Genomic DNA, 23,359 nt, shown 5'->3' on the forward strand with positions numbered 1-23,359 from the left:
AGAGCCGGGCCATAGGGTGTCGAGCTTGGAACCAGGGCCTATCGGACCATCTTGTTCATTATGAAAGGAAACCGTTCCATGCGTATCGCCTCCACCATCTCCCTGTTGTCGCTGCTGAGTGTGGGGGTGGTGGCATGTGCCACGTCAAGCCAGGCGCCGGTCTCGATCGGTTATGGCCCGTCGCCCGTCCTGCCGGAGCCGAAGACAAGCCTCATCCCCACGGTGGACATCGCGAAGGCGACAGGCTGGCCGGAAGGTGCGCGTCCACGCGCTGCAAAAGGTCTTGAGGTACAGGCTTTTGCAGGTGGGCTCGATCACCCGCGCTGGCTGCACGTCCTGCCGAATGGCGATGTACTGGTGGCCGAGACGAACGCCCCGCCGCGCCCGGAGGATGGCGACGGCATCCGTGGCTTCTTCATGAAGCAGGCGATGAAGAAGGCCGGTGCGGCCGTGCCGAGCGCCAACCGGATTACCCTCCTGCGCGATACGGATGGAAATGGCGTCTCCGATGAGCGGCATGTCTTCCTCGATGGGCTTAACTCGCCTTTCGGCATGGAGCTGATCGGCGATACCTTCTATGTCGCCAATACTGACGCCATCGTCGCTTTTCCCTATGAGCCGGGCGCGACAGGCATCGCGGCAGAGGGGCGAATCCTGACCTCCCTGCCAGCCGGTGAGATCAACCATCACTGGACCAAGAATATCATTGCCTCGCCGGACGGATCGAAACTTTATGCCACGGTCGGTTCCAACTCGAACATTGCCGAGAATGGCATGAGCGCCGAGCAGGGCCGTGCGGCGATATGGGAGGTCGATGTCGCAACAGGCGAAAAACGTCTCTTCGCGACCGGTCTTCGCAACCCCAACGGCATGGACTGGAACCCGGCTTCAGGCGCACTCTGGACGGTGGTGAACGAGCGTGACGAGCTCGGCAACAATCTCGTGCCGGATTATATGACTTCCGTGCAGGACGGGGCTTTCTATGGCTGGCCGTGGAGCTATTGGGGCGAAAATGTCGACACCCGCGTTGAACCGGCCCGTCCGGACATGGTGGCCCGCGCCATCGCGCCGGACTATGCGCTGGGCAGCCACACCGCCTCGCTCGGCCTGGAGTTTTCGCACAGGGCAAGTCTCGGTCACGCCTATGGTGAAGGCGTCTTCATCGGCCAGCACGGCTCCTGGAATCGTGAACCGCCAAGCGGCTACAAGGTCGTCTTTGTGCCTTTCAATGGCGCCCGTCCGGCCGGGAACCCGCGTGAGGTGCTTGGCGGCTTCCGTGTCGATGACAAGGCGCTTGGCCGGCCCGTCGACGTCGCTACCGCCGCGGACGGCGCACTGCTGGTGACAGACGATGTCGGCAACACGGTCTGGCGCGTCAGCCGGGCGGACTAGCGGCTCTCTCTATCTATTTATATCCAGGGCCAAACCTCATCCTTAGCCCGCCGGAGGATGAAGCTGACTATCCTATGTCAAATTTTCTTGTTAAAAATTCTTGACAGTAAAAAATTTTATACATATCTGCATGTCAGGTATTTTTGACACGAAAGAGAACAACAATGTCATTCCATGAAAAATCCGCCTGGGTGATGGGGGCCGTCCTGCTGGCCGGGGCCATCTTCTATTTCAAGACCGTTACGGAGATGTCGGCAGCAATGGGCGAGATTGCGCCCCCCGTCCTGCCGCTGGTCGTGGCCTACATTATTGCGATCATCGTGCTGTCGATCATCGGCCATGTCCTGATTGCCATCACAAAGCCTTCAGAAGCCGACGACACGATGGATGAGCGTGACCGGATCATTGCAAGCCGGGCGGGCTCCTTCAGCGGTGTCCTGCTGGGGATCGGTGTGCTGAGTGGGCTTGGGGGCTATCTCATGAATTATGATGGCAACCAGCTTTTCCACATTGCCTTTGGAGCGATGATGATCGCCAGCCTGGGCGAGTATGCCTCAAAGATCTGGCATTACCGGCGGGGCGTCTGAGATGGCGAAACGCCCGCCCATCACCAATCGCGTGAAAGAGCTGCGCGAGGCCCACGGACAGATGTCCCAGGCCGCGCTTGGAGAGGCAATTGGCGTCACGCGCCAGACCGTCATTGCCATAGAGCAGGGGCGTTATTCGCCCTCGCTCGAAAGCGCCTTTCGCATTTCCCGTCTTTTCGGTGTCGGCCTTGAGGATGTCTTCGGTTGGGCCGAAGACGCGGGCTAGCCTGTCAGAAGTGGCGCGATCAAAAGCCCGCCTGCAAGCCACAGACAGGCGATGACCGAAAGGCCGAACAGCACCCTTTCCGTGATCCCTGTACCCATCGGATTGCCGAACCCGGCCGTCACTGCCTTCCACCAGAGGAAAACCCCCGAGAGCGCGAGAAAGGCGAGGTTGAGGAAAAGGGTATAGTCGACGTTGAAGAATTCCCGGTCGGTCACGCTCTTCACACTTCCGGCATCCGGCAGAATCCCCATGCCCGCAAAGGCGTAGTGGAGCACCAGCGCGGTCGCGGCGAGAGCGAGGAGGAAGACGCCAGCGATATAAAGCGCCATGCCCCAGCCATAATATTTCGCCTGTATGCGCAGCACCGGCAGGACTACAAGGTCCGAAAAGATAAAGGCCATGATCCCGGCGAAGCTCACCCCGTTGGAAAACAGCACAGCGGCGAGCGGGATATTCCCCATTGAGCCGATAAAGGTGAAGAAGGCCGCCACAGGCCCGATCACGGTCTGTGCGGCAACTTGCCAGAAAGCCGGATCGTCGCTGCCCGAGCCGATGAAGAGGGCCTCGAAAAAGCTGCGCGGCACGAAGGCGGCGATGATCCCGGCCACGGTGAAGCCCACCGTGACATCCTTCCACACCATGCCCCACTCCATGACATAGCGCTGGGCGACCTTGCGCCAGCCTTCGCGGCTGGCCATGAGCTTCTTCCAGTCCGGCACATCGCCGTTGTCGTCGCTGCCCTCCTGCGCCTGCGCGCGCTCTCGCGCTTTTTTCGTCAGTCCGAATGCGCCGGTCACCCGCACGATCAGCCATGTCAGCAGGATCAGCAGGATACCCCCGGCATACTCCCCGACGACGAACTGCCAGCCGAGGAAGACCGCGATGATGATACCGAGTTCGATCACAAGGTTCGTGGAGGCGAGCAGAAAGGCGAGCGCCGGGATAAGGCCCGCCCCCTTGGCGAACAGAGAGCGTGTCGTGGCAAGCGCTGCAAACGAGCACGAACTGGAAATGAAACCGAAAAATGTACCGAGACCGACAGCTTTGGGGCCACGCCCGCCCATCGTTTTCTTCATCCGCTCACGGGTGACGAAGACCTGGATCATGGAAGAGACGAGATAACCAAGCCCGAAGGCCCAGAGGGCCATCCAGAACAGGCCGGCGGACGTCATCGCCGCTTCGTGCCAGGTGGAGAGAAAAGTGTTCAAACTGCCCGTCCGGTTCAGTTTCAGCCACATAGGCAATGTTTCTGGACTATCGCAGTTCCGATAGAATTCGGTCGCAGGTCGCTTTCAGGTGCCAGCCCTGTGGAAATGTGTTATGGCGGATAGATCATGCAACAGGACGTCAGGGAGCTTGTAGACAGGGTCTATACCGCCCGGCGGGACGAAAGCCCCGATGACGCCCACATGTTTGCCACCGACGCAGTCGAGTATGCGCGCGGGGCCCGTGACCCGGAGCTGCTAGTGCGGGCACTTATGGCCAAGGGGCAGTGCTACCGCGATGAGGGCCAATACGGGGATGCAGAAACCCTCTATATCGAGGCCGCCAATCTTTGCCGGCGCGAGGATGTCGACGCGCTCGTGACTGCCCATGTCATCCGTCACCTTGGTGACGTCGCTGCCGAGCTTGGCCGATATGGCATGGCCCAGACACATTACGAGGAAGCACTTGAGCTCTACCGCGAGCTGGACGGTATTGGCCCTGTAACGCTCGCCAATGCCATCCGGCCGCTGGCAAAGCTGTATGACCGGATAGATGACACGGTCGAAGCAGCCGCCTGCTGGCGGGAGGCCCGTGACCTATACGAACAGGCAGAGATGGAATCCGGGGTGGAGGAGTGCACGCAACGTCTGAACGGGGCAGGCTAGGGGCAAGTCTATATGCCTAGCCCCGTTCGCCGGGATAGATTTCACGACCTGCTACTTCCAGCCGGAACAGGTCTGGCCGCGAATAATGCCCGGCCGGGTCGCTTGCTACCTTGCACTTGCGGGCCAGCGACAGGTCGGCGTCCACCGTCAGGATACCTTCCTCGCCGGTCAGCGGCCCGGCAACGATTTCGCCGCGTGGATCGATAATGGCGGTGGCGCCATTATGGTCGAACAGGTAGAGTTCCCTGAAACGTTCGGGCACATGGTCTTCCATGCGCAGGCCGGCTGAACAGATCACCCAGGCGCCGGCCTGGCTGGCAAAGGCGCGGCTCAGCAGCAGCTGTCTTGCCCAGACCGGTTCTTCCGGAGCGGTCTCCGGTTCGCGGCCTGGCCATGCAGCGACATGCACATCCACGCCTTGTGCCATCAGGCTATAGCCCGGCAGGACGGCATTGTGCTCCCAGCAATTGAGCCCCGACAGCCGCCCCCAGTCACGTTGCACCGGGTGCAGCCCTTTCGCGTCTCCATCGCCCCAGACGGAACGTTCATGATGTGTGGGTTTCAGCTTGCGGTGGCGGTTCAGAAGCTCGCCATCGCGCGAGATGAACAGGAGCGTGCAGTAGAGCGTGGCCTCTGTCTGTGGATCGAGTTCGTTGATCCCGATGACGAGATCGGCGCGGGCCTGTTTGGCGGCCTTTTTCAGCGTAGAGACCTCCGGTCCATCGAGTCGCGCACCATTGGCCAGCAGCTCGGCAGCGGCATCCCACCAGACTGGCGAAAGCGGGCTGTCGATGAAAAACGGATAGCCGGGCAGCCAGCTTTCCCCGAAGGCGATAACGTCGGGCCTGTCCTTCGCAGCCTGCGCAATCCAGTCACAGGCCAGCTCAAGGCTTGCCTGCTTGTCAAAAAGGCGGGGCGCGGCCTGCACGGCGGAAAGCCGGATTGTCTCTGTCATGGGATGAAGGCGTAACGAGCTGCGCATGTCTGCGCAAATCACATAAACGCCATAGGTTCCTGTCATTTGTGCCGTCCCCCCGGATATTTGCTGGCGCGAATGCCGGGATGACGCCGGAACGGTGAAGCTAGAACGGCACGTTCGGGTCGTCCTCGCCGGCGCCGCCGAGTGCCAGTCCGGCAAAGTCGAACAGGTTCGTGTCATGCAGGTGGCTCGGACGTACCGTCGTCATCGCACGGGCCATGACCTGGCGCACGCCGGGCTTCTTGGCCTCCCACTCATCCAGCATCGCCTTCATCGCCTGGCGCTGCAGGCCATCTTGTGAGCCGCAGAGATTGCACGGGATGATGGGAAACTCCATCGCCTCGGCAAACTTGGCGAGATCGGCCTCGGCGCAGTTGATCAGGGGGCGAAGGACGAACATGTCGCCGGCATCATTGAGCAGCTTCGGCGGCATCGCGGCCAGCCGCCCGCCATGCACGAGGTTCATCATGAACGTCTCGAGTGCATCGTCGCGGTGATGGCCGAGCACGATCGCCTCGCAATCTTCCTCGCGCGCGACGCGGTAGAGTATCCCCCGGCGCAGGCGTGAACACATGGCGCAGAAGGTGCGGTTTTCCGGCACTTTCTCGGTGACGATGGAATAGGTGTCTTCGGTCTCGATGCGGTATTTCACGCCCACAGTGTCCAGCCATTCGGGCAGGACATGTTTCGGGAAGCCGGGCTGGCCCTGGTCGAGATTACAGGCGATGAGATCGACCGGCAGCGCCCCTTGCCATTTCAGGTCGATGAGCGCGGCGAGCAGGGCGTAGGAGTCCTTGCCACCCGACAGGCAGACCAGCCACTTCGACGGTTCGCCCTCGCGCGCGCGGTTAACCATGCCATACTGGTCAACAGCCTGCAGCGCGCTGCGCACGATCCGCTTGCGCAGCTTCTTGAAGCTCACACTCTTCGGCACATCGGCGAAGATCGGCGGCACCATGCCTGTCATCATGTCATCAGCCATGTGCGGCTTCTGCCACAGGAAGGGCCAGCAGGGCCAGAGCGGTGCTCACCTGTGGGAGCCGAGCGTTACTCAAACTCTATGACGATCTCGATGCGGCGGTTCTGCGGCTCGGCGACGTCATCTTCTGTGGAAATGGCTGGCTGGCTTTCGCCGCGCCCTTCGGCCGAGATAAGGCTCTCATCGATGCCCTGTTCGACAAGATAGTCCTTCACGGCATTGGCCCACTGGAAGCTCAGCAGTCCATTGGCATCGGCCTCACCAATGGTGTCCGTATGAGCGACGATCCGGATGGCGCTTATCCCACGGCCTTCAGAGGCCTCCAGAACTCGCAAACCATAGACCCATGCGTTGAAATCATCACGGTCCTCAACTGGTATGGTGAGTTCGATCTCTTCGGCCGGCATAGCGGCCCGTGGCTCAGAAGGTGGAGGCGGCGGAGGCGGTGGCGGTGAAGCGGGCGGCGCGAAGATACGCATCGGGCTTTCGTCTGCTGGGGCCTGGCTTGCCTTTTCAAGCGGAAAAGCGGTGCGAAACAGGGAGCAGCCCTCATATCCCGGCGCGATATCGGTGCTCACACGGAAGTACGGATCGCCCTCGGGTGTGTCGGCATAGCGGCGCTCCTCAAGAGCGCGGTCTTCCGGATTGTGCTCTGCCATCGCACACAGCATGTCGCCGAGGATGAAGGGGTTGTCGGAGTAATAGTTGTGACCCAGTCCAAACAGCTCTGTCGCGACACCGCTGGCATCCACGGTCTCGTAATAGTCATTGCGCCGGATATAGGGCCGGTTGCCGTCCGTATCGCCGAGGCGCAGGTTCTGGTTCACGATTTCCGAGACATGCAGCGCGCGATCCGCGTCTGAGGTATAGATCGTGACATTGGCCTCGAGATTGTCGAGCACGCCCGTGATGCCGTCGAATATGTCACGGTCGACGTCTGCGGCCACCAGCACGATGCGAAACTCGATGTCGCGACGCTCCTGGCGCTCAAGGTAATCGGCCGCGTAATCTTCCAGGGCCTTGGTCAGGATACGGTTGCCCATGGAATGAGCGACGATGTTGATGCGGTCGATATCGGCGTTCTCGACAATCAGGTCGAGAAATTCCTCAAGGTAGGGAGCTGCGGCGATGGAGCGGTCCTGGTCTCCGCGATACTCACTATAGGAGACCTTGCCCGCCGACGGCCATGAAAACAGGAGGGGCACACCGACGTCGAAGACATCGCGGCGTGAGAGATCCACCGACAACTGGGCTGAACGGATGAGTGCGTCCTCGAACGGTGTGTTGAAACCGTGAACGAAGAGAAGCGCTGAATATGAGTCCTGATCAATCAGGACGTCATCGAGGTCAGCCAGGAAATGCGCGCGGCCGGCCTTGGTAATACGGGTCAGGAAGACATATTTGACCAGCTCACTGTCTTCTTCCGGAACCTCACCCTCGAGGTACGGTGTCTCACCGCGCTCTCGTGTGCCGCCCTCTTCGATGAGTCTGGGCAGCCAGACATCCGCACGCCCCAGATGCAGTTGTTGGCTGTCTTCGGCGACGATCTCGCCTGTATCTATCTCGGAGTCCGGAGCAGGGGCCTCACCATCGAATTGCACATTCCGGTTGGTGCCATAGAAGACCCGCACGCAGTCGACCGCGTTTTCAGTGTCGACTGTGAGAAGCTCGCGGCAGTCGGCTCCGAAGTCAGGATGGTAAAGGCTGGTCTTCGGCTGAAGCAGCCAGACAGCTCCAGCCCCAAGCGCGCCGATGGCACCGAGAACCAGTATCGCAATGAGCGCCCGTAACATGTCCCCGCATGTCCCCCCTCGCTTGTCCCGCTCTGTAGTCACCACAGCGGTAAGGCAAGATCAAGGCTGTCATCAGGCCATGACGGGGCTATCGAGCTTCCTCTTGTATCGGGCGAGGAGAAGTTGAGCGAAAGCAGCGGTACGAGCCTTGGCCCATTTCTGGACCGCTCTCACACCGCTGCTGTACCGCTGTCACACCATGCAAATTGCCGCCAGTGCGACCGGATGGAAAAAATTCACCCGACCGTATCAGGCGCTGGCGCCGAGCTGTTCCATCGCGAAGTTCTTGATCGACTTGTAGTCGGCCTTGCCGTTCGGCGCGCGGCCGAGCGATGGCTTGAACAGGATCTTCTTGGGTGCCTTGTAGGCGGCAAGCTGTGTCTTCACGAAAGCGCGCAGCGTGTCTTCATCCGTGCTGGCGCCTTCATTGAGCTGAACGACGGCTGTGACTGCCTGGCCCCATTTCTCGTCTTCAAGGCCGACCACGAGCGCGTCGAGCACGCTTTCATGGTTCTTCAACGCCTCCTCGACCTCTTCGGGGTAGATCTTTTCACCGGCCGAGTTGATGCAGTTGGAGCCGCGCCCGAGCAGCGTGATGGTGCCGTCTTCCTCGACAGTGCACCAGTCACCCGGCACGGCATAGCGAACCCCATCGACTTCCCAATAGGTCTTGGCGGTCTTCTCCGGGTCCTTGTAATAGCCAAGCGGTACCGCACCGCCACGGGCGATGAAGCCGGGTTCACCTGAACCGGGTTTGACCTCGCGGCGGTCTTCAGTGAACACCTTGCAGTTCTCGCCCAGCTCGAACTTGGCGGTCTGCTGCTCGCCTTCGGCTGTGAACACCGACATGCCAAAACCGACAGCTTCTGACGCGCCGAAACTGTCCATCAGCGCGGCCTGTGGCATGTGCTTGATAAGCCCACGCTTGACGTCCATCGACCACATCACGCCGGAGCTGGTTATGGTCTGCACAGTGGAGAGGTCATATTTGCCGGGGTTTTCCTCCAGCACGCGCAGCATCGGCTTGGCGAAGGCATCCCCGACGATCGCCATGGCGGTCACACCGCGCCGGTCGACCGTGTCCCAGAGCTCGACAGGATCGAATTTCTTCGTGTTTTCAAGCGTTACGATTGCCCCGCCGCCGACCATGGCGCCCATGGCTGTAAACAATCCGGTGCCATGCATGAGCGGGCAGGCGGGCAGCTGGCGCGACAGCTTGCCCATTTCGTTCACCAGCATCAGATGCTGTTCCATCGATTCCGGTGCGAAGCCGTAAATCTTCTTCATCGATTCCAGCGAGGACTCCCGCCAGATCCTGTGGCTCCACATCACGCCCTTGGGCATGCCGGTTGTGCCGCCGGTATAGAGGAATATCTGATCGTCGTCGGAACGTTCGATTTCCAGTGGGCTGCCATTGCCTTCGGTTGCCAGCGCCTCGTAGGCGACAGCGTAATCCGGCGTATCGGAGCCGTCACCGCCGACCTCGACCCAGATCTTCACCTTGTCGAGACGTTCGCGGACCCGCTCGACGTTCTCACGGAATTCGCGGTCGAAGAAGACGATCGCGGAATCGGAATTGTCGAAGATATAGACGAGCTCGTCGTCGAGATAGCGATAGTTGACGTTCACATGGGTGAAGCGCCCTTTGAAGCAGGCCGCCAGCCCTTCCATGTATTCCGGCTGGTTGCGCAGGTAGAAGCCGGCCTTGTCGCCAGCTTCGGCGCCGCGTTCATGCAGGGCGCGGGCGACATTGTTGGAACGCGCCGTCATCTCCGGCCAGGAGATGACACGGTCACCGTGAATGAGCGCTGGATCGTCCGGCCCGAGCGCTTTGCCGACCGCGTCCAGCATGTCCCCCAGATTGAAGATGCTGTTGCCCATAATGAGGCTACCTCCCGTTATGTGATGTTTTCCGGCACTTTAACCAGAAAACCGGGGCATCGGGGAGGGGTTACGTGGCGTCGGCTAGCGGATGTGACAGGTCAGCACCGCTTCCGGTCGCGGGGTCAGGCGGCGTGTGCCGCCCGGCGGACAGGCGCGAAACTCATCCGGTGGCAACCTGACGGGCCCAGCATGTCCAGCGCTTCGGCATGTTGCGGGGTGCCGTATCCCTTGTGCCGGCGAAGCCCGTAGCCGGGAAAGCGGTTGGCGAGTTCGACCATGGCGCGGTCACGCGCGACTTTCGCCAGCACAGAGGCTGCCGAGATGGCCGGTTCGCTGAGGTCGCCCTTGATGATGGCGTTTGCCGGGCATGGCAGGGCTTGCGGCAGGCAGTTGCCGTCAACGAGAATTTCGCTCGGGACCAGCCCCATGATCGCGATGGCCCGTTTCATGGCGAGGAAAGTGGCCTCGCGAATATTGAGCTGGTCAATCTCGACCGGGCTGGCCCAGCCGATGCCATAGGCAAGCGCCTTGGCCTTGATCTCACAGTAAAGCGCTTCTCGCCGCGCTTCGCTCAGTTTCTTGGAATCTGTAAGTCCACCAACAGGGTTGTCCGGGTCGAGGATCACTGCGCCTGCGGTCACAGGTCCTGCCCAGGGGCCACGTCCGGCCTCGTCTATACCGCAGATCATGCTTATGTTCCTCATCTATAACCAATAGACCATGATTCCGGGAGTATTCACCATGAGCGACGCATATTGCATTCAGATTAACGAGACGGGCGGCCCGGAGGTTTTGACCCGGGTTTCCATGGAGCCGCGCCGACCCGGACCCGGCGAAGCCCTTGTCCGTCAGAGCGCCGTCGGGCTCAATTTCATCGATACTTACCATCGCTCAGGTCTCTACCCGGTGAAGATGCCATTCACCCTCGGTTCAGAAGGTGCAGGCACGGTCGAGTCTGTCGGAGACGGGGTTGAGAATATCAAGCCGGGTGACAGGGTCGCCTATCTCGGAGCCGGGGCCTATGCGACCCATTTTACCGGCCCGGCCTCGCGCATGCTCAAGTTACCTGAAGGCGTCAGCGAGGAAGAAGGCGCAGCGACCCTGCTCAAGGGGCTGACGGCGTGGATGCTGCTGTTTGAAGTCTATCGGCCGGAACCCGGAGAAACGGCCCTCGTCTGGGCCCCTGTTGGCGGGGTCGGTTCATTGCTGGTGCCGTGGGCGACCTCGCTCGGAGTACGCGTCCTGGCTGTCACTTCGTCTGAGGCGAAAGCGGAAATGGCTCGCAAAGCAGGCGCCAGTGACGTGATCTTCAGCCATGAGGATGTGGCCAGCCGCGCCAAGGCGCTGACTGGCGGTAAGGGCGTCGATGTTTCCTATGACAGTGTCGGCAAATCCTCGGCCATGGCCTCCCTCGACAGCCTCAAGCCACGTGGCTGGTTTGTCAGCTTCGGTAATGCCTCAGGTGCAGTTGACCCGATCGCGCCGGTCGAGCTGTCCAAGCGGGGGTCGCTGGTGATGACACGGCCTGGCCTGTTCCATTTCATAAATACCGAAGAAGGGCTCCACAAAGGCGCGTCCGCTCTTTTTGGAGCTCTGAGAGCAGGAACCTTCAAAGCGCATGTCGGTCAGACTTTCGACCTGGCAGACGCCGCAGAAGCGCATCGTGCCATCGAGAGCGGCAAGACCACGGGGGCGACGCTGCTGAAACCCTGAACCCGGGGAAGCTGAACTCTGGCGGCCGGGGCGTTTCAGTTCCGGCTGTCTTCATTGTCGTTGCCGGACTTGTCGAAGACATGTCCTTCAATCGTTCTGAGCGGAACGAGGACCAGAAGCGCAAAGCCTGTGCCCATGAGGGCGATGGTGATAAAACCGGCCCCGCTCGCAAGGCCGATTGCCCCAGCCAGCCACATGCCCGCGCCGGTAGTCAGGCCCTTCACTGCGCCGCGCGACTGGATAATCGTGCCTGCTGCAAGGAAGGCGACCCCTGCGGTTACGGCTTCGACCACACGGATCGGATCAAGCTGTGTCCGGTCATCCTCGGAACCGAATTGCGCGATCATCTCAAGCGCGATCAGGGCAAATACCGCCGCAGCCAGCGAGACGAGCATATGGGTCCGCAAGCCCGCCGGGCGTTCACGCGCTTCCCGCTCGAACCCGATCAGGAAGCCGCAAAGGCCTGCCAGGCCGAGCCTTACGCCCATGTCGGCCAGCGCAATCGAGGTTTGGAAATTCAGTCCGTCCATAAGTCTGTCTCATCGTATGACATTTTCATTACATGATACGGCCAGACGGGAACAAGGTTGCCAGCCGCAAACCGTCGTGATAGTCATTTCATAAATGCCAGTCAGGCGATGAGGAGGACAGGATGACAAGAACGGTGACCGATCTGGGCAGTGCTGATGCGCTCGAGACGGCGGACCTCGTGCGCAGAAAAGAGGTTTCGGCGCTTGAGGTCTGCGACGCGGCAATTGACAGGATAGAGCGGCTGGACAATGCCATTAATGCTGTTGTTGTACGGGATTTCGAGCGTGCGCGTAAGGCGGCAAGATCAATCGACGCGAACCTGTCAGACCTGAGCGGCAAGCCGCTTCTCGGCGTGGCCATGACGGTCAAGGAATCCAACGACATGACCGGCCTTCCCACGACATGGGGGATGGAGGCTTTTGCGGATTACAGACCGGATACGGATGCGCTTGCAGTAAAGCACCTGAAAGATGCCGGGGCGGTGATTGTTGGCAAGACCAATGCGCCGGTTGCTCTGGCAGACTGGCAGAGCTTCAACCCGGTCTATGGGCGCACTGTGAACCCGCATGACACCAGCCGCACGCCTGGCGGGTCATCAGGCGGGTCATCTGCCGCGCTGGCAGCCGGGATGGTGCCGCTGGAGCTTGGCTCCGACATAGGTGGCTCAATCCGGGCACCTGCGCACTTCTGCGGGATTTTCGGACACAAGCCGACCTATGGGGCGGTTTCGCTCAAGGGCCATGCACTGCCGGGCACGGACGGGGTGGAAGTCCCGTTAGCCGTCGTCGGGCCTATGGCAAGGTCTGCCCGTGATCTCGACGTGGCATTTACCACAGTGGCCGGACCGGCAGGCCCGGGCTGGACGCTTGATCTCGCGCCGGCCCGAAAGACCCGGTTAGAAGAGTACAGGGTGCTCGTCCTGCCGGCAGATGGCCTGCCGCGTGTCGCAGGTGAGGTGTCGGGTGCAATCAACCGCTTTGCTGAACGCCTTGATGCGGCAGGTTGCGATGTACGGTATGAGACCGGGCTTCTGCCGGACATCATGGTCGCGCATGAACATTATGTGCGTATGCTGAATACAGTGATTACGCGAGGCACGCCTGAAGCAAAACCGATTGATGCGCACCAGTGGATGGAGCTGCTGAACATACAGATGCGGCTTCAGAGGCGCTGGGATAAACTCTTCGGAGAATTTGATACCGTTCTCGCCCCGATTGCCAGCATGACGGCTTTTCCCCATGCCGATCAGGCGATCTGGAGTTCTCCGCCTTACATCATCGATGGTGAGCCGGTGGAATTTGCCAGCCAGCTCGTATGGGCTGGACTGGCCACGTTCCCCGGCCTGCCGGCAACAGCCATCCCACTCGAAGTCACGAAGGAAGGACTGCCGACAGGTGTGCAGGCACTGGGGCCGCAGTTCGGGGACAGGACTACACTGTTCTTCGCCGAGCAGGTCGAAAAGGCCGGACTATGTCTAGACCCGGCCACCAATATACCTGCAGGCTAGGCTTCGCGCCGAGGAGCCGGTAGCCTATGGCTTGTCCTCATATTTGAAGCCAAGCTCGAGAACCACCTGATAGTATCCGACTTCGCCATTCTCGATATATCCGCGTGTCGATACCACTTCAAACCAGTCGAGATTGCGGATGGATTTGCTCGCCGATTTTAGAGCGCCGTCGATCGCCTCTTCAATCGAGGTCTTCGAGGTGCCTACAATCTTTGTCATGGCAAATGTGTCTGTCGACATGGGAATGTCCTTTCTCAGCTGTTCGGGAAAATAACAGACCCGCGGGCGGGCAGGTTCCGACAATTGCCAAGTTTTGACGCATAAACAGGATCAAAGCCTGAAAGGCAGCCTGTAGTCTGTCAGCTATCCTGACTGATCTGCCGCTTAAGCTCGCGAACCTTGTAATTGCGCGCGTCTGATCCGGGCGGTGCCTGGTCCTGGAAGGCTTCGTCGATTTCCTGCCAGCGTTCCTTCGCGCCTTCCCTGGCAACGGCATGTGTCACGATCAGCCATTTGCCAGCGCGTGCGCCCTCGACGGCTGCCTGAGCAGCCTGGCTCGCCGGCATACCCATGGACATCAGTTTTTCGCCTGTCGTCAGGGCTTCTTCGCTTTCCTTGAGCCCTGCCTTCTCCCGGCTTGCATAGAAGCTCGTATTGACGAGACCGGGACAGAAGACACTGATGCCGACGCTGTCCGGCATTTCCCGGCGCATGACATCGGCAAGCCCCAGAATGGCATGCTTGGTGGCTGTGTAGAGCGCGGCACCGTCATGCTGAAAGCCGAGACTGTGTTCAGAGCCGGTAAAGCAGATCCGGCCTGTCTCCTCTCGGTCGATCCACCTTCGGACAAAGGCCCTGGCCGTCATCCAGCTTCCCTTGATATTAGTGCCGATCTGCAGGTCGAACTCGTGGGCGCTTGCTTCGATGACGGGGGCGTCGAACTGGAGGCCGGCATTGGCGAAAACCAGGTCGACATGGCCAAGTTCGTCAAAGGCCGTCCGCGCCATGGCTTCAACGTCGTCTTCGCTGGAAACGTCAACCTTGTGCACGGTCGCTCGTGCGCCAAGTGCTTCGCGGGCACTGTTGAGGCTGTTGTCATCCATGTCCGCAATGAAGGCCTGGCCACCGCGGTCTATGATGTAGCGGGCCATTTCCAGGCCCATGCCGGAGGCGCCGCCTGTGATGACGGCATTCTCGGCTCGGGTCATGTGATCTCTCCTAGTGTGGCTCAAGCGCCAGAAGCAGCGCCGGGTCCACATAGAAATCCCTGTCCCGCCCGGAAGTTTCCTCATTGCGCCACTTCACGGCCCAGTGGAGGTGCGGGCCGGTCGTACGGCCGGTATTGCCCGTCGCGCCCAGCCGGTCGCCCTGGGAGACGACATCGCCTTCCGTCACGTCGACAGCGGAAAGGTGGAGGAAGACTGATACGAGCCCACCCCCATGATCGAGGAACACTGTTCCGCCTTCATAATAAAGGTCCGTATCGGCCAGCACCACGGTCCCGCCAGCTGGCGCCGAGACGGGTGTGCCGGTCGGTACGGCGAAATCAAATCCCTCATGTACGGAGACTTTTTCGCACGGGTCGCCATTCGCGCCAGTGCCGACATATTTCCGTGTTGGACCGAAGGGCGACGAGGCAGGTCCGTTCACCGGCTTGATAAAGCCCTTCGAGAGAGCGGGGCCGGTATTGAAGCGGGCAAAGGCGTCCTGCTTTTTCACCCAGCTTTCAGCGGCGTGCTGTTTCTGGGCCTCGGTACGTGCATCGACCTTGTCGCAGTTGAAGCCCCTGATCAGCCTGAAGTCATCATCGCGTGGGGCGACCTGAACCGTAACCGGCGGGATTTGGCCGGGGTCAGGCGTCAGGGTGAGCGTTGACGCCTCTTTCTGGTGCAGACCGATCAGGACCGTACCTGCTTCATCCGTGCGCACGGTGCGATCATGCTTGTCCTTTGGGGAGGTGACGTGGATTGCAGTCTCCGGCGGGCCTTCGCAGACAAGCAGTCCCCCCTGTTTCGTCACGCCGGTACAGGTCAGAGCTGTTGCCGGGGGCGGGGGCTCTGTGCGGGCCGGGCTGGCGAGCAGCAATACAAGCGGGGCCAGCAGGGATAGTTTGTGCAAGACGGCCACGCCGGTCTCAGCTCCTGTCGGGAACCATGCGGCTCGCAGCAGCGGCAGCATCAATATAGGGTTCCTGGAGATCGACGCTCCAGTAACGCAGTGCCGCAATCGGAATCTTCCGTCCGGTGACGGCGCAGACGACATAGTCGCCAGGCTCGATCACATCGAGATCGGCGTCGAGATAGCGGAGCTTTGCTTCTCCGGGGGGTGTTCCTGTACGTGTCAGCATGGCGCTATAATGGCGATGTTTCGGCCCGGATGGAAGGGGCCATCCTCAGGGCAGGCCGGCACTCTCATCCGATGCGCCGGGGGCTGGCCGGTCCGGGTTCGGCGTTCGGAAGATGAGTGAGAGCGTGCGCAGATGGTCAAGCGGCCAGTCGCCGCTCATTTCATGGTGGCTCGCGCGGATCACGATCTGCACATCGACATCCGGATGATTGAAGACATGATCTTCAGTGACAGCGCCCGTGCTCAGCGGGGTTTCACCGGGGCGGGAGCCTGTCCACTCGGCCACGGCGGGGCATTCGCTGATGCGGTTGGCGATCCTGTCCCGGCGGGCGCGCAGATCGTCAAGGTATGGGCTTTCGCCATGCCCCAGGCCGAGCTGGCAGGTCACCTGGTTATACGGTGAACCGGCGGTCTGTGGATCCGCCGCCGGGATGACGACGGTGCAGTAACTGGCACCGATTTCCCCAATTCCGCCGCCAGTCTCATATGTACCGATCACGGCGCCTTCTTCTGTTGACGGAGAAAGGCTGGCAAACCGGCTGGGCGTGACGCCCGCCCGGATAATAGGACCGATCTCCGTACATAATGTGTCAGGTGGCGGGGCGGGCTCCGGCGGGGGGCGCCGGTTCGGATAGGTCGGATTGGCTGGCGGTGCCGATCTCACGGTCGGTTCAAAAGGTAGGGTTGTAGGTGGCGGGTCGTCCTGCGTCTGTTGTGCCGCCTGCCCAGCTGCCGGGCCTGCGGCTGTCATGACAAGACCTGCAACAGCGCCCGTGGTGAGCGCCGGAATGTGTCTGGAAAGCGCGATCAAGCGGGGCTCCGTAAGCGTCCTTATAGGTTGAGTTTAGGCTGTATTCCCAGCGCGTAGCAAGGCCCGCAAAGCGGTCAAAAGTTTTTGTTTTGTTCTAAGAACATTTGTGGTACATGCGTCGCTCAAGATGAAACGCCGGCCTTGCATTGCAGGGTCAGATATGGACCTAAGGAGACGACTCATGGCCAAACCCGCATTGCAACTCGTGGACAAGGAATCCGGCGTGGATAAGCAGAAAGCACTCGAAACAGCGCTCTCCAACATTGAACGCTCCTTTGGCAAGGGCTCGGTCATGCGGCTGGGCGACAAGCAGGCTGCAAACGTCGAAGCGGTCTCAACCGGTTCGCTCGGTCTGGACATCGCCCTTGGCATTGGCGGCCTGCCGAAAGGGCGGGTTATTGAAATCTTCGGGCCGGAGAGTTCCGGCAAGACGACACTATCCCTGCACGCAATCGCCGAGGCGCAGAAGAATGGTGGTGTTTGTGCCTTTGTGGACGCAGAGCATGCGCTTGACCCGACCTATGCTGCAAAGCTTGGGGTGGACCTGGATGATCTCCTTGTTTCACAGCCCGATACGGGGGAGCAGGCCCTTGAAATCGCCGATACGCTGGTTCGCTCCGGTGCAGTCGACATGCTCGTGGTCGATTCGGTGGCGGCCCTGACGCCACGGGCGGAAATCGAGGGCGAGATGGGGGACTCCTTGCCCGGCCTGCAGGCCCGGCTGATGAGCCAGGCGCTGCGCAAGCTGACCGGCTCGATCTCCAAGTCGAAGTGCATGGTGGTTTTCATCAACCAGATCCGGATGAAAATTGGCGTCATGTTCGGCAGCCCGGAGACGACGACAGGCGGCAACGCGCTGAAATTCTATTCTTCCGTGCGCCTCGACATCCGCCGTATCGGCCAGATCAAGGATCGTGATGAGGTTATCGGCAACCAGACGCGGGTGAAGGTGGTCAAGAACAAGGTTGCCCCGCCATTCCGGCAGGTCGAGTTCGACATCATCTATGGAGAAGGTATTTCGAAAACCGGCGAGCTGATCGATCTCGGCGTCAAGTGCGAAGTGGTCGACAAGTCGGGCTCCTGGTATTCCTACAAGGATGACCGGATCGGTCAGGGCCGCGAAAAGACGCGGCAGTTTCTCAAGGACAATCCCGATATTGCCGCCGAGATCGAGACCGAGATCCGCACCCGCTCCGGCCTGCTGTCGGATGTCCTGCTTTCCGACAAGGGCAGCGATGAAAGCGATGCCGGAGAGACAGGCGAAGCTGAAACCGGCTAAAGTCAGGCAGGCCAACTGTAAATCTTTCCAGCCTGTGGCACGCCCGGCGCTTGGCGGGCCGCAGGTGACCCTTTATATCGCGGTGGAGTAATGTTTGCGGCCTGAACCCGTGAGCAGTGTGACAAGCGATAGTAACGGACCATAGATGACAAGCGTCAACGATCTCCGCGAGACCTTCCTGTCCTTCTTCGAGGGAAAGGGCCATACGCGCCGCGCCTCTGCGCCGCTTGTGCCGGATAATGATCCGAGCCTGCTCTTCATCAACGCCGGCATGGTGCCTTTCAAGAACATCTTTACGGGTGCGGAAACCCCATTTGCGCCACGCGCCACGAGCTCGCAGAAATGCGTGCGGGCTGGTGGCAAGCACAATGATCTCGACAATGTCGGCTATACCGCACGCCATCATACTTTCTTCGAGATGCTGGGGAATTTCTCGTTTGGCGATTATTTCAAGGATGAGGCCATCGACTTTGCCTGGCAGCTGGTGACGAAGGACTTCGGCCTGGCCAAGGAGCGCCTGCTTGTTACGGTCTATTCCGAAGACGAGGAAGCTGCGAGCCTGTGGAAGAAGGTGGCAGGCCTTTCCGACAGCCAGATCATCCCGATTTCGACCTCGGACAATTTCTGGTCCATGGGCGATACAGGCCCGTGCGGCCCATGCTCTGAAATCTTTTTCGATCACGGCCCCGATGTCCCCGGCGGCCCTCCCGGTTCACCGGATGAGGACGGCGACCGTTTCATCGAGATCTGGAACCTTGTTTTCATGCAGTATGAGCAGCATGCAGACGGGTCACGTACCGAGCTGCCGAAGCCGTCCATCGACACGGGCATGGGGCTCGAGCGTATGGCAGCCGTACTGCAAGGCAAGCATAACAACTATGAAACCGATCTCTTCCTGAAGCTGATCGCGGCAGAGGAAGATGTATATAAAACAAAGGCCAGTGACGACCAGATTGCCTCATTCCGAGTCATTGCCGATCATCTTCGCACGTCTGCTTTCCTGATCGCCGACGGCGTGACGCCGTCGAATGAGGGCCGCGGCTACGTGCTGCGCCGGATCATGCGCCGTGCCATGCGGCATGGACACATGCTCGGCGCGCGCGAGCCGGCCATGTACAGGCTGGTCGGAACGCTGGCGAATGAAATGGGCGAAGCCTTTCCTGAGCTGAACCGGGCCCGGCCCGCGATTGAAGCCGCCCTCGAGCAGGAGGAAGCCCGCTTCCAGCGCACGCTCGGGCGTGGGCTTGCGCTGCTCGATGATGCCACTGAAGGCATGGGCGATGGCGGTGAGCTGCTTGGCGAAACGGCATTCAAGCTCTATGATACTTATGGCTTCCCGCTCGATCTCACGCAGGACATCCTTCGGGGGCGTGGCATGGCTGTCGACCAGGCCGGTTTCGACAAGGCAATGGCGCAACAGAAAGCCGCCGCACGCAATGCCTGGTCGGGCTCTGGTGACTCCGCATCAGAAGCCGTCTGGTTCCGGGTGCGCGACAAGATCGGGGCAACCGAATTTCTTGGCTATAACGGGACAGAGGATAAAGGCATACTGAAAGCGATTGTCGCAGATGGTGCGATGCAGGAGCGCTGCGACGGCGGCGAATGCAGCCTCGTCTTCGACCGGACGCCTTTCTATGCCGAAAGCGGTGGTCAGGCCGGCGATCATGGCGAAATTCACTTCGAGAACGGCGCACGCTTTATCGTTCGCGATGTTCTGAAGCGAGCCGGTGACCTTCACGTCCATATCGGCGAGCTGACGGATGGTGAAGTTTCAGTGGGCGAACCTGCCCGGCTTGAGGCAGCCTATGAGCGCCGCCAGCGTATCCGTGCCAATCACTCCGCAACGCATCTGCTGCATGCCGCCTTGCGCAGCGTACTTGGCCCGCATGTCACGCAGAAGGGGTCGCTCGTCGAGGAGGACCGCCTGCGGTTCGACTTTTCACATGGCGGTCCGGTCACAGCAGCTGAGCTTGAAGCCATCGAAGACCAGGTCAATCAGGTGATCCGCCAGAATGACGAGGCGCAGATCGAGGTCATGGCCCCTGACAAGGCGATCGAGGCGGGTGCGCTTGCCCTGTTCGGCGAGAAGTATGGCGATGAGGTCCGTGTCCTCTCTATGGGCAAGCCGCTCGAAAGTAGTGACCTGCCATATTCGGTCGAACTCTGCGGGGGCACCCATGTCGCCCGCACCGGAGACATCGCGGCTTTCGTGATCACATCGGAAGGTGGTGTGTCGGCCGGCATTCGCCGGATTGAGGCTGCCACAGGGGCAGAAGCGCTCGACTTCCTGAAGGGGCGCGCCCAGGTCGCCGTGGATCTCGCTGACCAGCTTAAGGTGCCCCTCAAGGATGTGGGCCGCAAGATTTCCCAGCTCAGTGATGAACGCCGCGCCCTTGAGCGTGAACTGAACGAGGCCAAACGCAAGCTGGCCATGGGCGGCGGCGGATCAGCTGCGCCAGCCGGCCCGGAAGAGGTCGGCGGGTACAAGCTGATTGCCCGCGTGGCCGAAGGTGTAGGCGGCAAGGATCTGCGCGGACTTGTCGACGAGGCCAAGACGAAACTCGGTTCCGGCATCGCCGTCTTTGTCGGCGTGAATGATGGCAAGGCCGGTGTGGCTGTCGGTGTGACGGACGACCTGACGGACAAGGTGTCGGCCGTCGACCTGGTGCGCGTGGCGTCTGCTGAAGTTGGCGGTAAGGGGGGCGGTGGCCGCCCTGACATGGCGCAGGCCGGTGGACCAGACGGTGACAAGGCCGAAGCCGCGCTTGAGGCTGTCAGGAAAGCACTGGCAGGCTGAGGCTGTCTCAGGCCTGGGGAAAGACGGGCTCGTTATCGCCGGGCTGCCATTGCTTGAATTTTGGCATGACGGCCCTGAAGCGCGCGCTTTCCAGGTGGCCCTTTAGCCAGCGCTGGAGGGCTTCAAGCGGCTGGGCATCGAACCATTCACGGTCGGCGTTCGCGAATTGGCGGACGAAAGGCATGATTGCCATGTCTGCCAGCGACACGCGTGCACCGAACAGCTGTTCACGGGTCTTAAGGCGCTCATTGAGCTGCTCCAGAAACCGCAGGCCCTCAGCGCGGTGTTGGTTTGAATCCTCGCCCTCATACCGGGTTGTGTACTTGTAACGATCGAGATTGTGCTTGAACGGACCGTCGCAAACCTCGATCAGGGCCAGCATGTCATCCAGCGTTCCGTCTTCGGGGTCGAGCCAGTTTTCGGGGTCGTGACGACCGAGCGCATGCTGCATCACCTCGAAGCTCTCTTCGATAACTTCGCCATTTTCCAGGACCAGAACCGGGACGGTGCCCTTGGGCGAAACTTCCAGCATCGCGGCGGGCTTGTCGCGTAGCACGACTTCCCGCAGGCGGCATTCTAGGCCGGATACGGCAAGGGCCAGACGCGCGCGCATGGCATAGGGGCAGCGGCGAAAGGAATAGAGGATGGGCCGGGTCATGTATCTCCTGTGCGGACAGGTGTGCGACCGATGTGGGCTTCCCCGCGCTTGTGGGCAAGCTCGACCTGTCGCTGGCGCTCGGCAAAACGGGCGCGCTGCTCATCGCTAAGCCGATCATAACAGGCCGGGCAGGAAACTCCTTCCTCGTAGCGTGGATCGGCCCGTTCGTCTTCACCGACCGGGCGCTTGCAACCATGGCATAATGTGTAGCTGCCCAGTTCGAGCCCGTGGCCGACGGAGACGCGCTGATCGAAGACGAAGCATTCGCCTTGCCACTTGCTTTCCGGCTGGGGCACGGTTTCGAGGTATTTGAGAATTCCACCCTTGAGGTGGAAGACCTCTTCTATGCCTTCGGCTTTCAGGAAGCTGGTCGCCTTCTCGCAGCGGATGCCGCCCGTGCAGAACATGGCGACTTTTGGGGCCTTGCCCTGGGTTTCAACTGACTGGCGGAACTTGCGAAACCAGTTCGGAAACTCCCGGAAGCTCGCTGTTTCCGGGTCAATCGCGCCTTCGAAGGTCCCGATCCCGACTTCATAATCGTTTCGTGTGTCGATGAGAATGGTATCAGGATCGCTTATCAGCTCGTTCCAGGCCTTAGGCGAGACATAGGTGCCGACGAGGTGGTTCGGATCTGTATCTGCCACGCCCATAGTGACAATTTCCTGCTTCACGCGAACCTTCAGCCGCCAGAACGGCATGTGCTCAGCGTGGCTTTCCTTTGCATCCAGGTCGGCAAGCCCATGCAGCGATCTCAGGGCTGTCATTGCGGTATCAAGGGCATCACCTTCTGCCGCGATGGTGCCGTTGAGGCCTTCGCTAGCAACAAGGACAGTTCCTTTGGCGCCGAGCTTCGATAGCGCAGTCTCAACCTGATCACGCAGTGTATCAGGAGCCTCGACGGACATGAATTTGTAGAAGGCGGAAACACGGACGGTCATGAGGCAAGCTTATGCCAGAGCAGACCGCCCGGTTCCAGTTGCCGCGGCAGGTCGCCCGGCAGTCTTGCAAGGTCTAGCGCTGGGCTTCGTCAGCTTCGCGTGAAAGGGCGTCGCCAGCCGTGGAAACGTCCTCACCAAATCCTTCAACCGTGTTGCAGGCTGTCAGTGCGGGCAGTGAAAACAGTGCAAAAAGTACCAAAGCAAGTTTTTTCATTGGCTTATATCTCCTGAACAGGCCCGCAAATATCATATGAGGGCTGATATTTGGCAACATAAATCGCGAACGCCCGGCGAGTTCCATGCGTACTGGCATGAAAGCCGCAGCAGACAGCGTGAAATCTGCGACTGTGACATTCCCAAATGGGCCGACTCCCTGCTAAAGGAGCTGTCATGAAAAGCGCCGTTATTGTTTTCCCCGGATCGAACTGCGATCGCGATGCCCAGACCGCTCTCAGGGAGGTCACCGGCCAGGAGCCGGCCATGGTCTGGCACAAGGATGGCGATATTCCCGAAGAGACCGATCTTGTGGTCGTGCCGGGCGGGTTTTCCTATGGCGACTATCTGCGCTGTGGGGCGATGGCGGCCAACTCTCCCGTGATCGGGGCATTGAAGCGCCATGCCGAACGCGGGGGCTACGTGCTTGGTGTCTGTAACGGTTTTCAGGTGCTCACTGAAACACGTCTCCTGCCGGGTGCGCTCCTGCGCAACGCAGAGCTGAACTTTATCTGCAAGCCACAGCCGCTGAAGGTCGAGAATGCGAATTCCGCTTTCACCAGCGCCTATGCGGGCACGAACGAGGTGGCTTTCCCCGTAGCCCATCATGACGGGAATTATGTTGCCGATGAGGAGACGCTGGACCGTCTTGAAGGTGAGGGCCGTGTGGCGTTCCGTTATGCGGGCAACCCGAACGGCTCTTCACGTGATATTGCCGGCATCCTGTCTGAGAATGGCCGTGTCCTTGGCCTGATGCCGCACCCGGAGCGTGCCATTGGCGGGCATGAGGGCGGTTCTGACGGTCGCGCCATGTTTGAAAGCCTTCTGCAGGCTGTCTGACCGCTAGCCTGACCG

At 60.5% G+C, this 23,359-nt stretch carries 24 protein-coding genes; 9 read left to right on the forward strand and 15 right to left on the reverse strand.

The features are described 5' to 3' along the window. The first annotated feature begins 78 nt into the window (after positions 1-78). The 3 genes from Q1K31_RS01675 (at position 79) to Q1K31_RS01685 (ending at position 2,205) form a co-directional block, all read left to right on the forward strand. Entirely contained in the window at positions 79-1,392 is a 1,314-nt protein-coding gene (locus Q1K31_RS01675; RefSeq protein ID WP_300376037.1) for a sorbosone dehydrogenase family protein, read from the forward strand. 164 nt (positions 1,393-1,556) lie between these two features. Next, complete coding sequence (locus tag Q1K31_RS01680) at positions 1,557-1,979, forward strand: hypothetical protein (protein ID WP_300376039.1); 423 nt, start codon at positions 1,557-1,559, stop codon at positions 1,977-1,979. 1 nt (position 1,980) lies between these two features. After that, positions 1,981-2,205, forward strand: a complete 225-nt coding sequence (locus tag Q1K31_RS01685; RefSeq protein WP_300376041.1) for a helix-turn-helix transcriptional regulator — start codon at positions 1,981-1,983, stop codon at positions 2,203-2,205. Here Q1K31_RS01685 and Q1K31_RS01690 read toward each other — a convergent pair. After that, a complete protein-coding gene (locus tag Q1K31_RS01690) occupies positions 2,202-3,443 on the reverse strand; it encodes a permease (protein ID WP_367187494.1) in 1,242 nt (413 codons plus the stop codon). The genes Q1K31_RS01685 and Q1K31_RS01690 overlap by 4 nt on opposite strands. A 96-nt stretch (positions 3,444-3,539) precedes the next feature. Between Q1K31_RS01690 and Q1K31_RS01695 the strand changes: the two genes are divergently transcribed. Further along, on the forward strand, positions 3,540-4,076 hold the full coding sequence (locus Q1K31_RS01695) for a tetratricopeptide repeat protein (RefSeq protein WP_300376045.1): 537 nt from the start codon (positions 3,540-3,542) through the stop codon (positions 4,074-4,076). 16 nt (positions 4,077-4,092) lie between these two features. Here Q1K31_RS01695 and Q1K31_RS01700 read toward each other — a convergent pair whose 3' ends face one another. The 5 genes from Q1K31_RS01700 to Q1K31_RS01720 all read right to left on the reverse strand — a co-directional run bounded on the left by Q1K31_RS01700 (position 4,093) and on the right by Q1K31_RS01720 (position 10,400). Beyond that, a complete protein-coding gene (locus Q1K31_RS01700) occupies positions 4,093-5,097 on the reverse strand; it encodes a carbon-nitrogen hydrolase family protein (protein ID WP_300376047.1) in 1,005 nt (334 codons plus the stop codon). A 61-nt stretch (positions 5,098-5,158) separates the two neighbouring features. After that, complete coding sequence (gene ttcA, locus Q1K31_RS01705; protein WP_300376049.1) at positions 5,159-6,037, reverse strand: tRNA 2-thiocytidine(32) synthetase TtcA; 879 nt, start codon at positions 6,035-6,037, stop codon at positions 5,159-5,161. A 65-nt stretch (positions 6,038-6,102) separates the two neighbouring features. Next, complete coding sequence (locus tag Q1K31_RS01710) at positions 6,103-7,827, reverse strand: alpha/beta hydrolase (protein WP_300376051.1); 1,725 nt, start codon at positions 7,825-7,827, stop codon at positions 6,103-6,105. 249 nt (positions 7,828-8,076) lie between these two features. Next, entirely contained in the window at positions 8,077-9,708 is a 1,632-nt protein-coding gene (locus Q1K31_RS01715) for an acyl-CoA synthetase (RefSeq protein WP_300376053.1), read from the reverse strand. Positions 9,709-9,833: 125 nt separating this feature from the next. After that, positions 9,834-10,400, reverse strand: coding sequence for a ribonuclease HII (locus Q1K31_RS01720; RefSeq protein ID WP_300376055.1), 567 nt, complete (start codon positions 10,398-10,400; stop codon positions 9,834-9,836). A 52-nt stretch (positions 10,401-10,452) separates the two neighbouring features. Here Q1K31_RS01720 and Q1K31_RS01725 point away from each other — a divergent pair, with 52 nt between their 5' ends. Beyond that, positions 10,453-11,424 carry a quinone oxidoreductase gene (locus Q1K31_RS01725; protein ID WP_300376057.1) on the forward strand — a complete coding sequence of 324 codons (972 nt, stop codon included), beginning with the start codon at positions 10,453-10,455 and terminating at the stop codon, positions 11,422-11,424. Between the two features lie 35 nt (positions 11,425-11,459). On the opposite strand, the gene Q1K31_RS01730 is transcribed toward Q1K31_RS01725, so the two are convergent. After that, a complete protein-coding gene (locus tag Q1K31_RS01730) occupies positions 11,460-11,954 on the reverse strand; it encodes an MgtC/SapB family protein (RefSeq protein ID WP_300376059.1) in 495 nt (164 codons plus the stop codon). Between the two features lie 122 nt (positions 11,955-12,076). On the opposite strand from Q1K31_RS01730, the gene Q1K31_RS01735 reads away from it, so the two are divergent. Then, entirely contained in the window at positions 12,077-13,462 is a 1,386-nt protein-coding gene (locus Q1K31_RS01735; RefSeq protein WP_300376061.1) for an amidase family protein, read from the forward strand. 24 nt (positions 13,463-13,486) lie between these two features. Here the strand turns inward: Q1K31_RS01735 and Q1K31_RS01740 are convergent, their stop codons facing one another. The 5 genes from Q1K31_RS01740 to Q1K31_RS01760 all read right to left on the reverse strand — a co-directional run bounded on the left by Q1K31_RS01740 (position 13,487) and on the right by Q1K31_RS01760 (position 16,619). Then, positions 13,487-13,702, reverse strand: coding sequence for a dodecin (locus Q1K31_RS01740; RefSeq protein WP_300376063.1), 216 nt, complete (start codon positions 13,700-13,702; stop codon positions 13,487-13,489). Positions 13,703-13,821: 119 nt separating this feature from the next. Further along, positions 13,822-14,670 (reverse strand): SDR family oxidoreductase, encoded by an 849-nt coding sequence (locus Q1K31_RS01745; protein WP_300376065.1) that lies wholly within the window; start codon positions 14,668-14,670, stop codon positions 13,822-13,824. A 10-nt stretch (positions 14,671-14,680) separates the two neighbouring features. Continuing rightward, a complete protein-coding gene (locus tag Q1K31_RS01750) occupies positions 14,681-15,580 on the reverse strand; it encodes a M23 family metallopeptidase (RefSeq protein ID WP_300376067.1) in 900 nt (299 codons plus the stop codon). A 16-nt stretch (positions 15,581-15,596) separates the two neighbouring features. After that, positions 15,597-15,809 (reverse strand): DUF2093 domain-containing protein, encoded by a 213-nt coding sequence (locus Q1K31_RS01755; RefSeq protein ID WP_300376069.1) that lies wholly within the window; start codon positions 15,807-15,809, stop codon positions 15,597-15,599. 45 nt (positions 15,810-15,854) lie between these two features. Further along, entirely contained in the window at positions 15,855-16,619 is a 765-nt protein-coding gene (locus Q1K31_RS01760; protein WP_300376071.1) for a hypothetical protein, read from the reverse strand. Between the two features lie 181 nt (positions 16,620-16,800). Here Q1K31_RS01760 and recA point away from each other — a divergent pair, with 181 nt between their 5' ends. Then, entirely contained in the window at positions 16,801-17,898 is a 1,098-nt protein-coding gene (gene recA / locus Q1K31_RS01765) for a recombinase RecA (protein WP_300376073.1), read from the forward strand. A gap of 145 nt (positions 17,899-18,043) precedes the next feature. Continuing rightward, complete coding sequence (gene alaS, locus Q1K31_RS01770) at positions 18,044-20,695, forward strand: alanine--tRNA ligase (RefSeq protein WP_300376075.1); 2,652 nt, start codon at positions 18,044-18,046, stop codon at positions 20,693-20,695. A gap of 7 nt (positions 20,696-20,702) precedes the next feature. Here the strand turns inward: alaS and Q1K31_RS01775 are convergent, their stop codons facing one another. From Q1K31_RS01775 to Q1K31_RS01785, 3 genes are all read right to left on the reverse strand, one after another. Then, positions 20,703-21,353, reverse strand: a complete 651-nt coding sequence (locus Q1K31_RS01775; RefSeq protein ID WP_300376077.1) for a glutathione S-transferase — start codon at positions 21,351-21,353, stop codon at positions 20,703-20,705. Beyond that, entirely contained in the window at positions 21,350-22,291 is a 942-nt protein-coding gene (locus tag Q1K31_RS01780; RefSeq protein WP_300376080.1) for a rhodanese-related sulfurtransferase, read from the reverse strand. The genes Q1K31_RS01775 and Q1K31_RS01780 overlap by 4 nt, the downstream gene beginning before the upstream one ends. 73 nt (positions 22,292-22,364) lie before the next feature. Next, the gene (locus Q1K31_RS01785) at positions 22,365-22,505 is read right to left on the reverse strand and encodes an entericidin A/B family lipoprotein (protein WP_300376083.1); all 141 of its coding nucleotides are present in this window, start codon (positions 22,503-22,505) and stop codon (positions 22,365-22,367) included. Positions 22,506-22,681: 176 nt separating this feature from the next. Here Q1K31_RS01785 and purQ point away from each other — a divergent pair, with 176 nt between their 5' ends. Then, complete coding sequence (purQ, locus tag Q1K31_RS01790; protein WP_300376086.1) at positions 22,682-23,344, forward strand: phosphoribosylformylglycinamidine synthase subunit PurQ; 663 nt, start codon at positions 22,682-22,684, stop codon at positions 23,342-23,344. Positions 23,345-23,359: the final 15 nt, after the last annotated feature.

Origin of the sequence: Henriciella sp. (genome assembly GCF_029936995.1) — a bacterium.
Taxonomy (GTDB): domain Bacteria; phylum Pseudomonadota; class Alphaproteobacteria; order Caulobacterales; family Hyphomonadaceae; genus Henriciella.

Coding starts and splice junctions, on each gene's coding strand:
- Q1K31_RS01675 (WP_300376037.1), top strand. CDS start 79: ATGCGTATCGCCTCCACCATCTCCCTGTTGTCGCTGCTGAGTGTGGGG.
- Q1K31_RS01680 (WP_300376039.1), top strand. CDS start 1,557: ATGTCATTCCATGAAAAATCCGCCTGGGTGATGGGGGCCGTCCTGCTG.
- Q1K31_RS01685 (WP_300376041.1), top strand. CDS start 1,981: ATGGCGAAACGCCCGCCCATCACCAATCGCGTGAAAGAGCTGCGCGAG.
- Q1K31_RS01690 (WP_367187494.1), bottom strand. CDS start 3,443: ATGTGGCTGAAACTGAACCGGACGGGCAGTTTGAACACTTTTCTCTCC.
- Q1K31_RS01695 (WP_300376045.1), top strand. CDS start 3,540: ATGCAACAGGACGTCAGGGAGCTTGTAGACAGGGTCTATACCGCCCGG.
- Q1K31_RS01700 (WP_300376047.1), bottom strand. CDS start 5,097: ATGACAGGAACCTATGGCGTTTATGTGATTTGCGCAGACATGCGCAGC.
- ttcA (WP_300376049.1), bottom strand. CDS start 6,037: ATGGCTGATGACATGATGACAGGCATGGTGCCGCCGATCTTCGCCGAT.
- Q1K31_RS01710 (WP_300376051.1), bottom strand. CDS start 7,827: ATGTTACGGGCGCTCATTGCGATACTGGTTCTCGGTGCCATCGGCGCG.
- Q1K31_RS01715 (WP_300376053.1), bottom strand. CDS start 9,708: ATGGGCAACAGCATCTTCAATCTGGGGGACATGCTGGACGCGGTCGGC.
- Q1K31_RS01720 (WP_300376055.1), bottom strand. CDS start 10,400: ATGATCTGCGGTATAGACGAGGCCGGACGTGGCCCCTGGGCAGGACCT.
- Q1K31_RS01725 (WP_300376057.1), top strand. CDS start 10,453: ATGAGCGACGCATATTGCATTCAGATTAACGAGACGGGCGGCCCGGAG.
- Q1K31_RS01730 (WP_300376059.1), bottom strand. CDS start 11,954: ATGGACGGACTGAATTTCCAAACCTCGATTGCGCTGGCCGACATGGGC.
- Q1K31_RS01735 (WP_300376061.1), top strand. CDS start 12,077: ATGACAAGAACGGTGACCGATCTGGGCAGTGCTGATGCGCTCGAGACG.
- Q1K31_RS01740 (WP_300376063.1), bottom strand. CDS start 13,702: ATGTCGACAGACACATTTGCCATGACAAAGATTGTAGGCACCTCGAAG.
- Q1K31_RS01745 (WP_300376065.1), bottom strand. CDS start 14,670: ATGACCCGAGCCGAGAATGCCGTCATCACAGGCGGCGCCTCCGGCATG.
- Q1K31_RS01755 (WP_300376069.1), bottom strand. CDS start 15,809: ATGCTGACACGTACAGGAACACCCCCCGGAGAAGCAAAGCTCCGCTAT.
- recA (WP_300376073.1), top strand. CDS start 16,801: ATGGCCAAACCCGCATTGCAACTCGTGGACAAGGAATCCGGCGTGGAT.
- alaS (WP_300376075.1), top strand. CDS start 18,044: ATGACAAGCGTCAACGATCTCCGCGAGACCTTCCTGTCCTTCTTCGAG.
- Q1K31_RS01775 (WP_300376077.1), bottom strand. CDS start 21,353: ATGACCCGGCCCATCCTCTATTCCTTTCGCCGCTGCCCCTATGCCATG.
- Q1K31_RS01780 (WP_300376080.1), bottom strand. CDS start 22,291: ATGACCGTCCGTGTTTCCGCCTTCTACAAATTCATGTCCGTCGAGGCT.
- Q1K31_RS01785 (WP_300376083.1), bottom strand. CDS start 22,505: ATGAAAAAACTTGCTTTGGTACTTTTTGCACTGTTTTCACTGCCCGCA.
- purQ (WP_300376086.1), top strand. CDS start 22,682: ATGAAAAGCGCCGTTATTGTTTTCCCCGGATCGAACTGCGATCGCGAT.